The organism is Inquilinus sp. OTU3971, assembly GCF_038440215.1.
The window spans coordinates 14,800-28,807 of the sequence record NZ_JASATH010000021.1 but is presented as its reverse complement, the minus strand read 5'-3'; the positions used below and the strand labels follow the sequence as shown (position 1 = coordinate 28,807).

The window sequence follows — 14,008 nt, the reverse complement described above, 5'->3', positions numbered from 1 at the left end:
TCCTCCGCTACCCGAACAGCTGCAGGCGGTTCTTGACCGTGAACACCCGGGCGGCGCCCAGCGAGACCGCGGCCAGCAGGATGATGCCCTCGGACAGCGGTTGCAGCAGCGGGTTGGCCAGGAAGCCGACGATGCTGTCCTCCGGCACCACGCGGAAGCAGAAGGAGATGGCGCGCAGCACCATGACGCCGATGATCGAGGCGACGGCGCCGCCCGACCCGCCGAACAGCGAGGTGCCGCCGATCACCACCGCGGCGATCGAGTTGAGCGTGTAGCCGCCGGCCATCGGCATGTCGGCGTTGCCGCTGCCGGTCTGCAGCGCCAGGTAGATCCCGGCGATCGCGGCGAACAGCCCGGCCAGGGTGAAGGCCGCCAGCTTCGACCGGTCGATGGCGACGCCGGACATGAAGGCCGCCTGCTCGGACGAGCCGATGGCGTAGCAGCCGCGCCCGGTCACCGAGTTCTTGAACGGCAGCCAGACCAGCAGCACCACCAGCACGATCAGGATCACCGGCACCGGGATCGACTGGATCGCCTGGAACCAGCCGGGCAGGTCGCCGCCCCACCAGCCATAGGTGTCGGCCACGTCGAACAGCGTGTTGGTGGCGGCCCAGGACAGGTCGCTGTCGACCGCGCCGCCGGGGGTCGGGCGCAGGAACAGGGCGATGCCGATCAGCACCGCCCCGGTCGCCAGCGTGGCGATGATCGGCTGGATCCGGCCATAGACGACCAGCGCGCCGTTGACGAAGCCGGCCAGCAGGCCGGCGCAGAGGCACAGGACGATGCCGAAGACCAGTTCCCAGCCGCTGCCGGTCAGAAGATGCGAGGCCAGGCAGTTCACCATCGTCATCAGCGGCCCGACGGAGAGGTCGAGCCCGCCCAGCAGCACCGGCACCGTCTGGGCCATCGCCACGAGGGCCAGGGTGAGGGTCTCGTTGGCGTTCTGGACGATCAGGTCGGCGCTGCCGCCGCGCGGATGCTGGTAGGAGTAGAGGCCGTAGAACAGCACGAACAGGGCGATGGCGATCAGCAGCCCGCCCTGGCGTGAGAGGCGGTGGAGCAGGTTGGTCATGCCGGCATCGTCTCCGCCGCTTGGCCATTGGTCTCGAGGTTGAGGGCGCTGGCCACGATGTTGGTCTCGGTGATCGCCTCGCCCTCCAACGTCCGGATCACCCGCCCGCCATACAGGATCAGCACCCGGTCGCAGCAGCCGATCAGCTCGTCATAATCGGTCGAGTAGAACAGGATCGAGGTGCCGGCCGCGGCGAGATCGTGCAGCAGCTGGTAGATCTCCTGCTTGGTGCCGACATCGATGCCGCGGGTCGGGTCGTTCAGCAGGACGATGCGGGCCTCGGTCAGCAGCCATTTGGCGATCGCCACCTTCTGCTGGTTGCCGCCGGACAGGGTGCCGACCGCGGCGTCGGCGGAGCCGATCTTGATCCGCAGCGCCTCGACCATGCGGGCGATGCTGTCGCTCTCGCGCTTGCGGTCGATGACGCCGCCCCGGGTCATGCCGCCCAGCGCCGCCAGGGTGATGTTCTCGCCCACCGACATCGGCAGCAGCAACCCTTCGGTCTTGCGGTCCTCCGGGATCAGCGCCATGCGGATGCCGGCGCTCTTGGCCTTGCTCGGGCTGCCGATCCGCACCGGCCGGCCGTCGACCAGCACGCTGCCCTCGACCCCGCGCAGCACGCCGAACAGGGCCAGCAGCAGCTCGCGCTGGCCCTGGCCGTCCAGCCCGCCGAGGCCGACGATCTCGCCGCGGCCGACGGTCAGGGAGATGTCCGTCAGGCGCTGGCCCCAGCGCAGGCCGCGGGTCTCCAGCACCGGCGCTGGCGCCTCGGTCCGGACCGGCTTCGGCGGGTAGACATTGTGGATCTCGCGGCCGATCAGCATCCGCACCACCTCGTCGTCGCTGCGCGCGCCGGAGGGGAAGGTGTCGATGTGCCGGCCGTTGCGGAACACCGAGCAGGTGTCGCACAGCGCCTTGATCTCCGGCATCCGATGGGAAATGTAGAGGATCCCCAGCCCCTGCCGGCGCAGCCGGTGCAGCAGGGCATAGACCTTCTCCACATCCGCCGCCGTCAGGGCCGAGGTCGCCTCGTCGAGGATCAAGAGGCGCGGGTCGCGCCCCAGCGCCTTGGCGATCTCGACCATCTGCCGGCGCGACAGGGGCAGCGCCTTGACCGGCAGCCGCGGGTCGATGTCGGCACAGCCGATCCGCGCCAGCAGCTCCTCCGCCCGCCGCCTTTGGGCCCGGTGGTCGATCAGGCCGAGGCGCCGTGGCGGCCGGGTGATGCAGATGTTGTCGGCGACCGACAGGTCCGGCAGCAGCGACAACTCCTGGAACACGCAGACGACGCCGGCCGCGTTCGCCGCCTGGGGCGAGGCGAAGCTGGCCGGGCGGTCGTCGATCAGCATCTCGCCGGCGCTGGGCTGCACCACCCCGGCGATGATCTTGATCAGCGTGCTCTTGCCGGCCCCGTTCTCGCCCAGGACACCGTGGATCGACCCGGCCCGGGCCGCGAACTCCACCTCGCGCAGAGCGTGCACGCCGCCGTAATGCTTGCTGACCCCGGTCAGGCGCACCAGCGGCGGCGTGTCCGCGGCGACGGTCATCTCCGACGCCACCGCCTTACTTGTTCTCGGCGCTCTGGGCCATGATCTGCGGCGCCGTGAAGGTGATGCCGCAGGGTTCGAACGCGTTCGGCGCGAAGAAGTCGACCGTCAGCTCCGACCAGTAGTTCTCGCCGTCCTTCAGCGTCTTGTAGTCCGCGACCGGGATCGGGATCGACACCATCTGCGGCATCGTCTCGCCCTTCAGCGCGGCGATCGCCGCCTTGGTGGCGATGGCGACGAGGGCCGGGGACTGGCCGTAGGACAGGCCTTTCAGCCCTTGGCCCTGGTATTGGGCGATCTGCTGGCGGAACAGGTTCTCGCCCTCGCCGGCCATCGGCACGAAGGGATGCTTGGCGTCGATCAGCGCCTGCACCGTGCCGTTCGACCCGCCCTGGGTGAAGATGCCGTCGAAATGGCCGTGCACGGCGAGCGCGTCGGCGGTGGCCTTCTGCGAATCGCCCGGCGCCCAGTTGCCGACCACCTCGACGATGTCGAAGGGCTTGCCCGCCTCCTTCATCGTCTTCTGGAAGCCTTCATGCCGGTCGCGGTCGACCGAATTGCCGGGCAGGCCGCGCACCTCCAGGATCTTGCCGCCATTGGGGATGTGGTCGATCAGGAACTTGGCCGACATCACCCCCATTTCCCACTGGTCCTCGTTGATCTGCATCACCTCGGTGGTGTCGAGGACGTTGTCGAACGGCACCAGCACGACGTTCTTGCGGTTGGCCAGCTTGATCACCCGGTCGAAGCCGGTCGGGCTGACCGCGATGGTGACGATGGCGTCGAAGCCCTGGTTGATGAAGTCCTCGATCGTGCCGAGCTGCGCCGCCGCGTCGGTGCCGGTGGAGACGACCTTGAACTCCTTGATGTCCTTGGCGACGTCCGGCAGGGCGGCGTAGGCCTTGGCGGTCTGGATCATCTGGATGCGCCAGATGTTGCCGACGAAGCCGTTGACCAGCGCGATGCGGTACGGCCCCGGGCGGGCATCCCATTTGAAGAATTTGGTGTCCTTGGCCCAGGGCGCGAAGCATCCGGGCAGATAGCCCGGCCCATCCACCGTCTTCGGCGCCGCGGCCGCGGGTGCGGTCAGGGCCGTGGTGGACAGAATGACAGCCGCGGCGACCGCGGCGAAACGGTGAAGCAGCATAGGGTCCTCCCTGAATGGGTCTGGTGCCCGCGAACGATTCAAACTCGTCCGACATTTCTTTCAGGTACGATGTTGCGCTGAATTCTCTTCCACCGTCAATTCATCAGACTGAATGCGCCGGTATCCCTCCGGCTGGCGTCGTTCCCATCTCTTCAGGAGGATGGCGCGGCCCAAAAGTCCGACGTAAAGTAGCGGCCGCCCAAGATCCGCCAGGCAAGCCCAAGAACGCGTGCAAAACCGATGCCCAGCCCCAGCCTCTTCATCCGCCTGAACCGCGACGACAACGTCGTCCTCGCCCGCGCCGACATCACGCCGGGCACGCCGATCCCGGAGGAGGGAGTGACCACCGCCGGTCACATCCCGGCCGGCCACAAGATGGCGACCCGCCCGATCGCGCAGGGCGAGCCGATCCGCCGCTACAACCAGATCATCGGCTTCGCCACTGAGGCGATCGGCACCGGCGAGCATGTCCATGTCCAGAACTGCGCCATGGGCGATTTCGAGCGCGACTACGCCTTCTGCGCCGACGCCAAGCCGACCGACTATGTGCCGGAAGCGGAACGCGCCACCTTCCAGGGCTTCCGCCGGGCCAACGGCCGGGTCGGCACCCGCAACTACATCGGCATCCTGTCGTCGGTGAACTGCTCGGCCACCACCAGCCGGATGATCGCCGCGCATTTCGAGCGCTCCGGCGTGCTCGAGCAGTTCCCGAATGTCGACGGCGTGGTCGCGATCACCCATTCGACCGGCTGCGGCATGGCGGATTCGGGGGAGGGCTATGACAACCTGCAGCGCACGCTCTGGGGCTATGCCCGCAATCCGAACTTCGCCGGTGTGCTGATGATCGGCCTGGGCTGCGAGGTCAACCAGATCGACTTCCTGCTCGACGCCTACCAGATCGAGCGCGGGCCGTTGTTCCAGACCATGAACATCCAGAATCTGGGCGGCACCCGGAAGACGGTCGACCACTGCATCGCCAGGGTGATGGAGATGCTGCCGGAGGCCGACAAGGCGCGCCGCGAGACCGTGCCGGCCAGCGAGCTGATGGTGGCGCTGCAATGCGGCGGCTCGGACGGCTATTCCGGCATCTCGGCCAATCCGGCGCTGGGCGCCGCGGTCGACCTCCTCGTCCGCCATGGCGGCAGCGCCGTGCTGTCGGAGACGCCGGAGATCTACGGCGCCGAGCACCTGCTGACCCGGCGCGCGGTCAACCGCCAGGTCGGCGAGAAGCTGATCGCCCGGATCAAGTGGTGGGAAGGCTATACCAGCCGCAACGGCGGCGAGATGAACAACAACCCGTCGCCCGGCAACAAGCGCGGCGGCCTGACCACGATCCTGGAGAAGTCGCTGGGCGCCGCGGCCAAGGGCGGCACCACCAACCTGGTCGAGGTCTACAAATACGCCGAGCAGATGACGGCCAAGGGCTTCGTGTTCATGGACACGCCCGGTTATGACCCGGCCTCGGCCACCGGCCAGGTGGCGGGCGGGGCGCAGATCGTCTGCTTCACCACCGGCCGCGGCTCGGTCTCCGGCTTCAAGCCGGCGCCCTGCATCAAGGTCGCCACCAACTCCACCATGTACCGGCACATGGAGGAGGACATGGACATCAACTGCGGCACCATCATCGACGGCGACGAGACCATCGAGCAGGCCGGCCGCCGCATCTTCGAGATGTTCCTGGCCGTGGCCTCGGGCGCGCAGACCAAGAGCGAGGCCCAGGGCTTCGGCGACAACGAATTCGTGCCCTGGCAGATCGGCGCGGTGATGTGACGGCGCGCTGCCGGAGACGGCTGTTCCCCTGTTGTCATGCCCGGGCTTGACCCGGGCATCCAGGGGACGCCGGAGCGGTCTTCGAGAGACTCTGGATCACCGGGTCAAGCCCGGTGATGACAATGGTGTGAGCGGGAAGGGACACCCATGAAGGACTACATCTCCGTCGCGGCCTGCCTGCCGGCGGATGCCGACCGCGCCACGCTGGTCGGCCGGGTCTGGCTGCCGCGGGTCGAGGGGCCGGCGGTGGTGGCGCTGCGCGGCGGCCAGGTGATCGACATCACCCGGGCCGCGCCGACCGTCGCCGACCTGATCTCGGCCGCCGACCCGGCCGCGCTGGCCAAGGCGGACGGCGCGGTGATCGGCAGCGTCGCCGAGCTGCTGGCCAATGCCGACGAGACCACGCGCGACACGTCGAAGCCTTGGCCGCTGGCGCCGATCGACCTGCAGGCGGTGAAGGCGGCGGGCGTCACCTTCGTCGCCTCGATGCTGGAGCGGGTGATCGAGGAGCAGGCGCGCGGCGACGCCACCAAGGCCGACGCCATCCGCCAGCGCATCGTCTCGATCATCGGCGACGACCTGGCCGCGATCCGGCCCGGCTCGGCCGACGCGCAGCGGATCAAGGACGTACTGCTGTCGCAGAATGCCTGGTCGCAGTATCTCGAGGTCGGCATCGGCCCGGATGCCGAGATCTTCACCAAGAGCCAGCCGATGTCCTCGGTCGGCCTCGGCGCCGAGATCGGCATTCTCCCGATCTCGACCTGGAACAACCCCGAGCCCGAGATCGTGCTGGTGGTGGCGCCGACCGGCAAGGTGGTGGGCGCGACGCTGGGCAACGACGTCAACCTGCGCGACCTCGAGGGCCGCAGCGCGCTGCTGCTCGGCAAGGCCAAGGACAACAACGCCTCCTGCGCCATCGGCCCCTTCATCCGGCTGTTCGACGGCGGCTTCGGCATCGACGACATCCGCAAGGCCGACCTGGCGATGGCGGTGCACGGGCCGGAGGGCTACACGCTGCAGGGCCACAGCTCGATCTCCAAGATCAGCCGCGACCCGCTCGACCTCGCCGGCCAGATGCTGGGCCCGAACCACCAGTATCCGGACGGGGCGGTGCTGTTCCTAGGCACCATGTTCGCGCCGACCGACGACCGCGACGCGCCGGGCATGGGCTTCACCCACAAGATCGGCGACATCGTCACCATCTCGACGCCGAGCCTGGGGACGCTGGTCAACCGGGTGAACCACAGCGACAAGATCGCACCCTGGACCTTCGGCGCCCGGGCGCTGATGGCCAGCCTGGTGAAGCGCGGGCTGCTGTAGAGCGTAGGTTGGGTTCGCGGCTCGCGAACCCAACATTCACGGCGTCTCCTTGGCACGATGTTGGGTTCGTTAAGGCGAACCCAACCTTGCGTCAGTGGTTAGTCGAACCGGCTGAAATCCGGCTTCCGTTTCTCCATGAAGGCGGTGAAGGCCTCCTTGGCCTCGGCGGATTTCAGCTGGGCGCCGAAGGCCTCGACCTCGCGGGTCATGGCCTCGCGCACGGCGTTGCGGTGCGGCGCCTGCAGCAGGGCCTTGGTCTGGCGGACAGCGGCCGGGGGCATGGCGGCAAGGCGCGCCGCCAGGGCGTTGAGCTCAGCGTCGAGCGTGGTCTCGGCGACGGTCTTGGTGATCAGCCCCGCCGACAACGCAGCGTCGGCGTCGAAGCCCTCGCCGGTCAGCAGCCACCAGACGGCCTTCAGGCGGCCGACGGCTGCCGGCAGCAGCAGGGTGGAGGCGGCTTCCGGCACCAGCCCGAGCTGGACGAAGGGCAGCTGGAACCGGGCCGAGGGCGTGGCCAGCACCACGTCGCAATGCAGCAGCATGGTGGTGCCGATGCCGATCGCGGCGCCGCGCACCCCGGCGATCAGCGGCTTGGGAAAGCCGGCCAGGACATCGAGGAAATCCAGCACCGGCTGCATCCCGGCCGGTTTGCCGCTGGCGAGGAAATCCGCGATGTCGTTGCCGGCGGAGAAATCGTCGCCGCCCCGGAGAACGACGACGCGCACCGACCGGGCCGTGGCCGCGGCGCGCAGCGCGGCCGTCAGCGCCTCGTACATGGCGCGGTTGATCGCGTTCTTCTTCTCCGGCCGGTTGAGCCGGATCGTCACGACCGGGCCCGTGGTGCCGGTCAAAACCGGGTCGGCCATGGCGTTACCCTTCCAGGATGCGAGAGAGGCGCAGGCTAGTCAGTTGTGCCGGGCTCTGTCGAGGCAGGATGCCCAACCAGCCCCCGGGCCACGGCGACGCCGGTGGCGAAGCAGCCTTGCAGCAGATAGCCGCCGGTCGGCGCCTCCCAGTCCAGCATCTCGCCACAGGCGAAGACGCCGGGCAGGGCCTTCAGCTCCAGCGCCGGAGTCAGGGCGTCGAGGCGGATGCCGCCGGCGGTGGAGATGGCACGGTCAAGCGGCCGGAGGCCGGTGACACGCAGCGGGATCGCCTTGATCGCGGCAGCCATGGCCTCCGGCGTCGCCAGCGCGTCGGCGGCGAAGCCCTCGCGCAACAGGGAATAGGCCGGGCCGGTCAGCGACAGGGCGCGGCGCAGCCGATTCGGGGCGCTGTCGCTGCTGCCCGCGCCGGCCAGCCGGTCGGCGATCTCCGCCGCATTCATGTCCGGCCGCAGGTCGAGCGTCAGCACCGCGCCGCCGTCCCGCGCGATCGCCTCGCGCAGCCCGGCCCCGAGCGCATAGACGGCGCCGCCTTCCAGGCCGGTGGCGGCGATCACCGCCTCGCCGCGCATGGTGCGGCCGGCGAAGGTCAGGGCGATGCGCTTCAGCGGCGTGCCGGCGAAGCGGTCGCGCAGATGCGGCGACCAGGCGATCTCGACGCCGGCATTGGCCGGAAGCAGCGGCGCGATGGCGACGCCGCGCGCAGCCAGGATCGGCGCCCAGCCGCCATCGCCGCCCAGCCGTGGCCAGCTGGCGCCGCCCAGCGCCAGGATGGTGGCGTCGGCCCCGGCCTCGAACTCGCCCTCCAGCCCGCGCAGCACCGGCCGGTTGTCGGCGGTGAGGCCGATCCAGTCGTGCCGGGTGCGGACCTCGACGCCGAGCTGCGCCAGCCGGACCAGCCAGGCGCGGAGCAGGGGAGAGGCCTTCAGGCTTTCGGGAAACACCCGGCCGCTGGAGCCGACGAAGGTCGGCACGCCGAGGTCGTGGCTCCAGGCCCGCAGATCGTCCGGGGAGAAGGCGCGGACCAGCGGCTCGATCCAGCCCTGCACCGCGCCGTAGCGGGTAACGAAGCGGTCGAGCGGCTCGGAATGGGTCAGGTTCAGCCCGCCGCGCCCGGCCATCAGGAACTTCCGCCCGACCGTCGGCATGCGGTCGTACACGGTGACGCGCCGCCCGGCCTCGGCCAGGCGTTGCGCCGCGATCAGCCCGGCGGGGCCGCCGCCGATGATGGTGATGGTTTGCAACATGGCGCGGACCCTAGCAGCCTGCGCCGGATTGGCGAGTCCTGTTCCGCGCCGGCCGCTCAATCGTCGTGATGCGCCTCGATCAGCTTGCGCTCGACCGAGCGCAGGTGCCGGCGCATGGCGCGGCCCGCCGCCTCCAGGTCGCGCTCGGCGATCGCGTCGACGATGGCGTCATGCTCGGCGAAGCTGTGATGGTCGGCCGGCGGCCGGGGGATGTCGGCGCGCAGCCGGCCCCAGACCACCGTCCGCCGCACCGTGTTCAAGAGGTCGAACAGCGCCACCAGCACGGTGTTGCGGGTCGCCTCGGCGATCAGGCGATGCAGCTGGTTGTCGAGCGTCTCGTAGTGCCGCCAGCTTTCCGCCGTGCGGGTCTTGGCGATCACGAGCCGCAGCTTGCGCAGATCCTCGGCCGAGGCGTGCAGCGCCGCCTCCTGCGCGATCTGCGGCTCGACCAGCAGGCGCGCCCGCATCACCGCGGCGGGGGAGGTGCGCGACGCGATCGCGGCGGCATCGTCGACCTCCTCGATCGGGCGGGACCCCAGGAAGGTGCCCTTGCCGACATGGCGCCAGATCTGGCCCTCGGCCTCCAGCGCCGCCAGGCCCTTGCGCAGCTCGCCGCGGGAGAGGCCCAGGGTCTCGCACAGCTCGCGCTCCGGCGGCAGCCTGCCGTCGGTCGGCAGGGCCTGCTGGGCGAGATAGGCGCGGAGCTGGGTGAGGGCCCCCTGGCCTTGGTCCTGATCGAGTGACATGGTCAAACCAATTTCCATATTGGTTCAGGCTTAGCGAATTCCGGCCGGTACGGTCAAGTCGAGGATTGACCGGAAACTCCCGGGCTGCTAACCAATCTTTAATTGGTTAAAGAATAATCCTGACATTGGTCAAAGCGCGGGCGCGCAAGCCCGCCGATGCAAGGGAGGAGAGAGCCATGCCGTGCCTTGCCACCCGAGTCACCCGCCGCGCCGCCGGTCTCCTGTTCGCCCTGGTGCTGGCCTTGCCGCTGTCGGCCAGGGCGGCGGATCCGGTCCGGATCGCCTTCGGCGACATCCCGTCGGTCGAGAGCCTGAATTTCCTGATCGCGATCGAGCGGACCCGCGCCCGCGGCGTCCCGGTCGAGCTGACCTTCTTCAAATCCGAGGACATTGCTGCCCAGGCCGTGGTCAGCGGCCAGGCCGATATCGGCGTCGGCACGCCCTACGCGCTGCTGCAGAAGGTCGGGGCGCCGATCCGGCTGTTCTTCCAGATGAGCACGCTGCGCTTCTACCCGGTGGTGAACACCGAGTTCTACCAGGACTGGAAGGACCTGGACGGCCAGGAGGTGGCGGTGCATTCCCGCGGCTCCGGCACCGAGGCGATCATGATGCTGATGGCCCAGCGCAGCGGCATCAAATACGGCAAGGTCAGCTACGTGCCGGGGTCGGAGGTCCGCGCCGGCGCCCTGCTGCAGGGCGCGGTGAAGGCCACGATTGTCGACTCCGCCGGCTGGCGGCTGCTGCAGGAGAAGGGCGGCGGCAAGTTCAAGCTGCTCGAGGTCGGCGAGGTCAACGCCAGCGATGAGGCGCTCTTCGCCAACACCGAGTTCCTGGAGACCAATGCCGAAGCCGCCGGCATCCTGGCCGAGGAGCTGCTGAACACCTGGCGCGAGATCGCCGCAAACCCGGCCGTCGTCGGGGATCTGCGCAAGACCCACAAGCTGCTGGCCGACCTGCCGGCCGAGCTGGAGCCCGAGATCGTACCCTTCTACCAGGACTCCGTCGCCGCCGGCATGTATCCGCTGAACGGCGGCGGCGAGGCGGCGGTGAAGGACGATTTCGCCTTCTATGCCGTCGCCGGCCAGCTGCAGGGCGACCCGGCCACGCTCAAGGTCGAGGATTTCTGGACCTTCACGCCGCTGAACAAGGCGCTGGACAAGGTCGGCCGGAAGTGACGAGCGCCGCCGTCGCCGAAGCCGGGCGGAGGGGCGGCTTCCTCGCCGCCCTGGCCGCCGACCCGCTGTTCTGGCGCCTCGCCTCGATCGTCGTCTTGTGCGGCGGGTGGGAGATCGCGGGCCGGATCCCGGTCAACTACGCGCTGCCCTCGTTCAGCGCCACGGTCGCGGCGTTCGGGCGGCTGGTCGCGGATGGCAGCCTGGCGACGGCCTATCTCGACACGCTGCAGCCGCTGCTGCTCGGCCTCGTCATCTCTGCCGTCGCCGGGATCGGCTGCGGCGTCGCCATGGGGCTGAACCGCAGCCTGGAATGGGCCGGGGCGCCGATCTTCATCGTCATGCAGGCGGCGCCGATGGCGGCGCTGATCCCGCTGACCACCTTCGTCTACGGCATCGGCCTGACCGCCAAGGTCGTCGCCGTGGTCATGCTGGCCCTGCCGGTGATGGTGCTGAACAGCTACCAGGCGGTGCGCCATGTCGGGCCGTCGCTGGTCGACATGGCCCGGTCCTTCATGGCGACCCGCCGGCAGATCGTGCGCAAGATCGTGATCCCGGATGCCAGCCCCATGATCTTCGCCGGCCTCAGGCTCGGCATCTCGGCCGGCTTCATCGGCGTGGTCCTGGCCGAGCTGCTGATCACCCCGACCGGGATCGGCGACCTGATCACCTATCATCGCTCGGTCGCCGACTATCCCGAGATGTACGCCACCATCGCCTCGATCATCCTCTTCGCCGCGGTGACCGTGGGGGCGCTGCAGCGGGTCGAGGTCGCCCTGTTCCGGCCGGAAAAACGAGGACAGCCATGAGCAAGAGCAGCGCCGCCATGCCGTTGCCCCGGGACCATCAGGTGGCGGAACCGGCCGAGCCCGCGGTCGAGGTCCGTGGCATCGTCAAGCGCTACGGCACCCAGGTGGTGGCGCTGGACGGCGTCTCCCTGGCCTTCCGCGCCGGCGAGCTGACCAGCCTGCTGGGCCCGTCCGGCTGCGGCAAGACCACCCTTCTCAAGATCATCGCCGGGCTGATGCAGCCGACCGCCGGCGAGGTTCTGGTCCGCGGCCGCACCGTCACCGCGCCGGGCCCGGACCGTGCCTTCGTGTTCCAGGATTTCGCCCTGATGCCCTGGGCCACGGTGCTGCGCAACGTCGCCTTCGGCCTGGAGCTGAAGGGCGTGGACAAGTCGGAGCGCGAGGACACGGCCCGCCGCCACATCGCCCGGGTCGGCCTCGCCGGCTTCGAGGACCGCTATCCGCACCAGCTGTCCGGAGGCATGCGCCAGCGCGTCGGCCTGGCCCGGGCGCTAGCGGTCGACGCCGAGGTGCTGCTGATGGACGAGCCGTTCAGCGCCGTCGACGAGCAGACAAGGCGCAAGTTCCAGGAGGACCTGCTGGCGCTGTGCCGCGAGGAGCGCAAGACCTTCATCGTCGTCACCCATTCGATCGAGGAGGCGGTCTACCTGTCCGATCGCATCGTCCTCCTGTCGCCGCGGCCCGGCCGGGTGTCGGAGATCGTGGTGCCGGAGATTCCGCGCCAGGGCACGCCCGACGAGATCCGCCGCGACCCCGTCTACATCGACACGGTCGAGGACATCTGGCGCGGCCTGCGGCGCTATGTGGAGTAGGGGGTCATGACCGTCTTCGGCCACCGCATCCCGATGATGGCGTCGCTGATCCTCTGGGCCCTGGTCTGGGAGGTCGTCGGCCGGCTCGGCCTCGTCCTGCTGTTCCCGCCCTTCTCCGAGGTCGTCGCGGCGCTGTTCACCGTGGTCCCGACGCAAAGCTTCCTCGACGCCGCGCTGATCACGGTGGTCAGCTTCGCCCTCGGCATGGCGCTCGCCATCGCCGTCGGCGTGCCGCTCGGCGCGCTGATGGGGCGCTTCACCGCGGTCGACCAATTCGCCGGCATGTGGGTCAACCTGTTCGTCAGCGCGCCGCTGTCGGCGCTGGTGCCGGTGATCATGCTGCTGTTCGGCATGGGCACCGCGACCGTCGTGGTCACGGTCTTCCTGTTCGCCGTCTGGATCATCGCGCTCGACACCCGCGCCGGCATCCGGCACGTGCCGCCGTCGCTGGTGGAGATGGCGCACTCCTTCGGCGCGACGCGCTGGCAGACCGCCAGCCGGATCCTGCTGCTGGCCGCGCTGCCGGAGATCCTGGCCGGCATCCGGGTCGGGCTGATCCGCGGCGTCAAGGGCGTGGTGGTCGGGCAGCTGCTGGTGTCGATCATCGGCTTCGGCGCGCTGTTCGAGCTCTATTCCCGCAACTTCCTGATGGCCGAGTTCTGGGCCCTGACCCTGGTCCTCTTCGCCTTCGCGCTTCTCCTCTCCGGGCTGGTCTCCCGGCTCGAGCACCGCATCGCCTATTACGCAGGAGTACGACAGTCATGAATATGGCCACGCCCGGGACACCGGAGTTCGTCATCGCCCCGCCGCCCGTCCCGGCGCTGCCCGTGCTCGGCACCGGCCGGCTGTTCCCGGTGCATCGCGTCTACTGCGTTGGCCGCAACTACGCGGCGCATGCGGTGGAGATGGGGCACGACCCGGACCGCGAGCCGCCGTTCTTCTTCCAGAAGAACCCGTCCAACCTGCGCAGCGACGGCCGCTTCCCCTACCCATCGGCGACCTCCGACGTGCATCACGAGGTCGAGCTGGTGGTGGCGCTCAGGTCGGGCGGCCGCGACATCCCGCTCGAGAGCGCGCTCGACCATGTCTACGGCTATGCCGTCGGGCTCGACATGACCCGGCGCGACCTGCAGGGCGAGGCCAAGAAGCTCGGCCGGCCCTGGGAGGTCGGCAAGGCCTTCGAGCATTCGGCGCCCTGCGGCCCGATCCGCACCGTCGCCGAGATCGGCCATCCGGCGGCCGGGACCGTCTGGCTCGACGTCAACGGCCAGCGGCGGCAGGAGGGCGACCTGAACCAGATGATCTGGAAGGTGCCGGAGATGATCTCCTACCTCTCCGGCCTGTTCGAGCTGCAGCCGGGCGACCTGATCTTCTCCGGCACGCCCGCCGGGGTCGGGGCGGTGGTCCGCGGCGACGAGATGGTCGGCCACGTCGACGGCGTCGGCGAGATCCGGGTGGCGGTGGTGTAAGGCGCCCACAGCC

At 69.5% G+C, this 14,008-nt stretch carries 13 protein-coding genes; 7 read left to right on the top strand and 6 right to left on the bottom strand.

Annotated features, from left to right (window positions below; all coding sequences use genetic code 11):
- Positions 1 to 7 precede the first annotated feature (7 nt).
- Genes AAHM41_RS07835 through AAHM41_RS07825 form a run of 3 tightly spaced genes read right to left on the bottom strand, consistent with a single transcriptional unit; the run spans position 8 to position 3,766 of the window.
- Positions 8 to 1,072, bottom strand: coding sequence for an ABC transporter permease (locus AAHM41_RS07835; protein WP_342235969.1), 1,065 nt, complete (start codon positions 1,070 to 1,072; stop codon positions 8 to 10).
- Complete coding sequence (locus AAHM41_RS07830) at positions 1,069 to 2,619, bottom strand: sugar ABC transporter ATP-binding protein (RefSeq protein WP_342235968.1); 1,551 nt, start codon at positions 2,617 to 2,619, stop codon at positions 1,069 to 1,071. Before AAHM41_RS07830 ends, AAHM41_RS07835 begins: the two co-directional genes overlap by 4 nt.
- Before the next feature lie 16 nt (positions 2,620 to 2,635).
- Positions 2,636 to 3,766, bottom strand: coding sequence for a sugar ABC transporter substrate-binding protein (locus tag AAHM41_RS07825; protein ID WP_342235967.1), 1,131 nt, complete (start codon positions 3,764 to 3,766; stop codon positions 2,636 to 2,638).
- A gap of 240 nt (positions 3,767 to 4,006) precedes the next feature.
- On the opposite strand from AAHM41_RS07825, the gene AAHM41_RS07820 reads away from it, so the two are divergent.
- Together AAHM41_RS07820 and AAHM41_RS07815 are read left to right on the top strand one after the other, a co-directional pair.
- Positions 4,007 to 5,536 (top strand): UxaA family hydrolase, encoded by a 1,530-nt coding sequence (locus AAHM41_RS07820; protein ID WP_342235966.1) that lies wholly within the window; start codon positions 4,007 to 4,009, stop codon positions 5,534 to 5,536.
- Positions 5,537 to 5,683: 147 nt separating this feature from the next.
- A complete protein-coding gene (locus AAHM41_RS07815; RefSeq protein WP_342235965.1) occupies positions 5,684 to 6,856 on the top strand; it encodes a fumarylacetoacetate hydrolase family protein in 1,173 nt (390 codons plus the stop codon).
- Positions 6,857 to 6,954: 98 nt separating this feature from the next.
- Here the strand turns inward: AAHM41_RS07815 and AAHM41_RS07810 are convergent, their stop codons facing one another.
- The 3 genes from AAHM41_RS07810 to AAHM41_RS07800 are packed head-to-tail and all read right to left on the bottom strand — an operon-like array spanning position 6,955 to position 9,733.
- The gene (locus AAHM41_RS07810; protein WP_342235964.1) at positions 6,955 to 7,722 is read right to left on the bottom strand and encodes an enoyl-CoA hydratase-related protein; all 768 of its coding nucleotides are present in this window, start codon (positions 7,720 to 7,722) and stop codon (positions 6,955 to 6,957) included.
- Between the two features lie 35 nt (positions 7,723 to 7,757).
- A complete protein-coding gene (locus AAHM41_RS07805) occupies positions 7,758 to 8,987 on the bottom strand; it encodes a TIGR03862 family flavoprotein (RefSeq protein WP_342235963.1) in 1,230 nt (409 codons plus the stop codon).
- A gap of 56 nt (positions 8,988 to 9,043) precedes the next feature.
- A complete protein-coding gene (locus AAHM41_RS07800; protein ID WP_342235962.1) occupies positions 9,044 to 9,733 on the bottom strand; it encodes a FadR/GntR family transcriptional regulator in 690 nt (229 codons plus the stop codon).
- A 176-nt stretch (positions 9,734 to 9,909) separates the two neighbouring features.
- Here AAHM41_RS07800 and AAHM41_RS07795 point away from each other — a divergent pair, with 176 nt between their 5' ends.
- The 5 genes from AAHM41_RS07795 to AAHM41_RS07775 are packed head-to-tail and all read left to right on the top strand — an operon-like array spanning position 9,910 to position 13,995.
- Positions 9,910 to 10,908, top strand: a complete 999-nt coding sequence (locus AAHM41_RS07795) for an ABC transporter substrate-binding protein (protein WP_342235961.1) — start codon at positions 9,910 to 9,912, stop codon at positions 10,906 to 10,908.
- Positions 10,905 to 11,714 carry an ABC transporter permease gene (locus AAHM41_RS07790; protein WP_342235960.1) on the top strand — a complete coding sequence of 270 codons (810 nt, stop codon included), beginning with the start codon at positions 10,905 to 10,907 and terminating at the stop codon, positions 11,712 to 11,714. The genes AAHM41_RS07795 and AAHM41_RS07790 overlap by 4 nt, the downstream gene beginning before the upstream one ends.
- A complete protein-coding gene (locus tag AAHM41_RS07785; protein ID WP_342235959.1) occupies positions 11,711 to 12,526 on the top strand; it encodes an ABC transporter ATP-binding protein in 816 nt (271 codons plus the stop codon). The genes AAHM41_RS07790 and AAHM41_RS07785 overlap by 4 nt, the downstream gene beginning before the upstream one ends.
- A gap of 6 nt (positions 12,527 to 12,532) precedes the next feature.
- Positions 12,533 to 13,291, top strand: coding sequence for an ABC transporter permease (locus AAHM41_RS07780; RefSeq protein ID WP_342235958.1), 759 nt, complete (start codon positions 12,533 to 12,535; stop codon positions 13,289 to 13,291).
- Positions 13,288 to 13,995 carry a fumarylacetoacetate hydrolase family protein gene (locus AAHM41_RS07775; protein WP_342235957.1) on the top strand — a complete coding sequence of 236 codons (708 nt, stop codon included), beginning with the start codon at positions 13,288 to 13,290 and terminating at the stop codon, positions 13,993 to 13,995. Before AAHM41_RS07780 ends, AAHM41_RS07775 begins: the two co-directional genes overlap by 4 nt.
- Positions 13,996 to 14,008 lie beyond the last annotated feature (13 nt).

Coding starts and splice junctions, on each gene's coding strand:
- AAHM41_RS07810 (WP_342235964.1), bottom strand. CDS start 7,722: ATGGCCGACCCGGTTTTGACCGGCACCACGGGCCCGGTCGTGACGATC.
- AAHM41_RS07825 (WP_342235967.1), bottom strand. CDS start 3,766: ATGCTGCTTCACCGTTTCGCCGCGGTCGCCGCGGCTGTCATTCTGTCC.
- AAHM41_RS07780 (WP_342235958.1), top strand. CDS start 12,533: ATGACCGTCTTCGGCCACCGCATCCCGATGATGGCGTCGCTGATCCTC.
- AAHM41_RS07785 (WP_342235959.1), top strand. CDS start 11,711: ATGAGCAAGAGCAGCGCCGCCATGCCGTTGCCCCGGGACCATCAGGTG.
- AAHM41_RS07830 (WP_342235968.1), bottom strand. CDS start 2,619: ATGACCGTCGCCGCGGACACGCCGCCGCTGGTGCGCCTGACCGGGGTC.
- AAHM41_RS07775 (WP_342235957.1), top strand. CDS start 13,288: ATGAATATGGCCACGCCCGGGACACCGGAGTTCGTCATCGCCCCGCCG.
- AAHM41_RS07815 (WP_342235965.1), top strand. CDS start 5,684: ATGAAGGACTACATCTCCGTCGCGGCCTGCCTGCCGGCGGATGCCGAC.
- AAHM41_RS07795 (WP_342235961.1), top strand. CDS start 9,910: ATGCCGTGCCTTGCCACCCGAGTCACCCGCCGCGCCGCCGGTCTCCTG.
- AAHM41_RS07820 (WP_342235966.1), top strand. CDS start 4,007: ATGCCCAGCCCCAGCCTCTTCATCCGCCTGAACCGCGACGACAACGTC.
- AAHM41_RS07800 (WP_342235962.1), bottom strand. CDS start 9,733: ATGTCACTCGATCAGGACCAAGGCCAGGGGGCCCTCACCCAGCTCCGC.
- AAHM41_RS07805 (WP_342235963.1), bottom strand. CDS start 8,987: ATGTTGCAAACCATCACCATCATCGGCGGCGGCCCCGCCGGGCTGATC.
- AAHM41_RS07835 (WP_342235969.1), bottom strand. CDS start 1,072: ATGACCAACCTGCTCCACCGCCTCTCACGCCAGGGCGGGCTGCTGATC.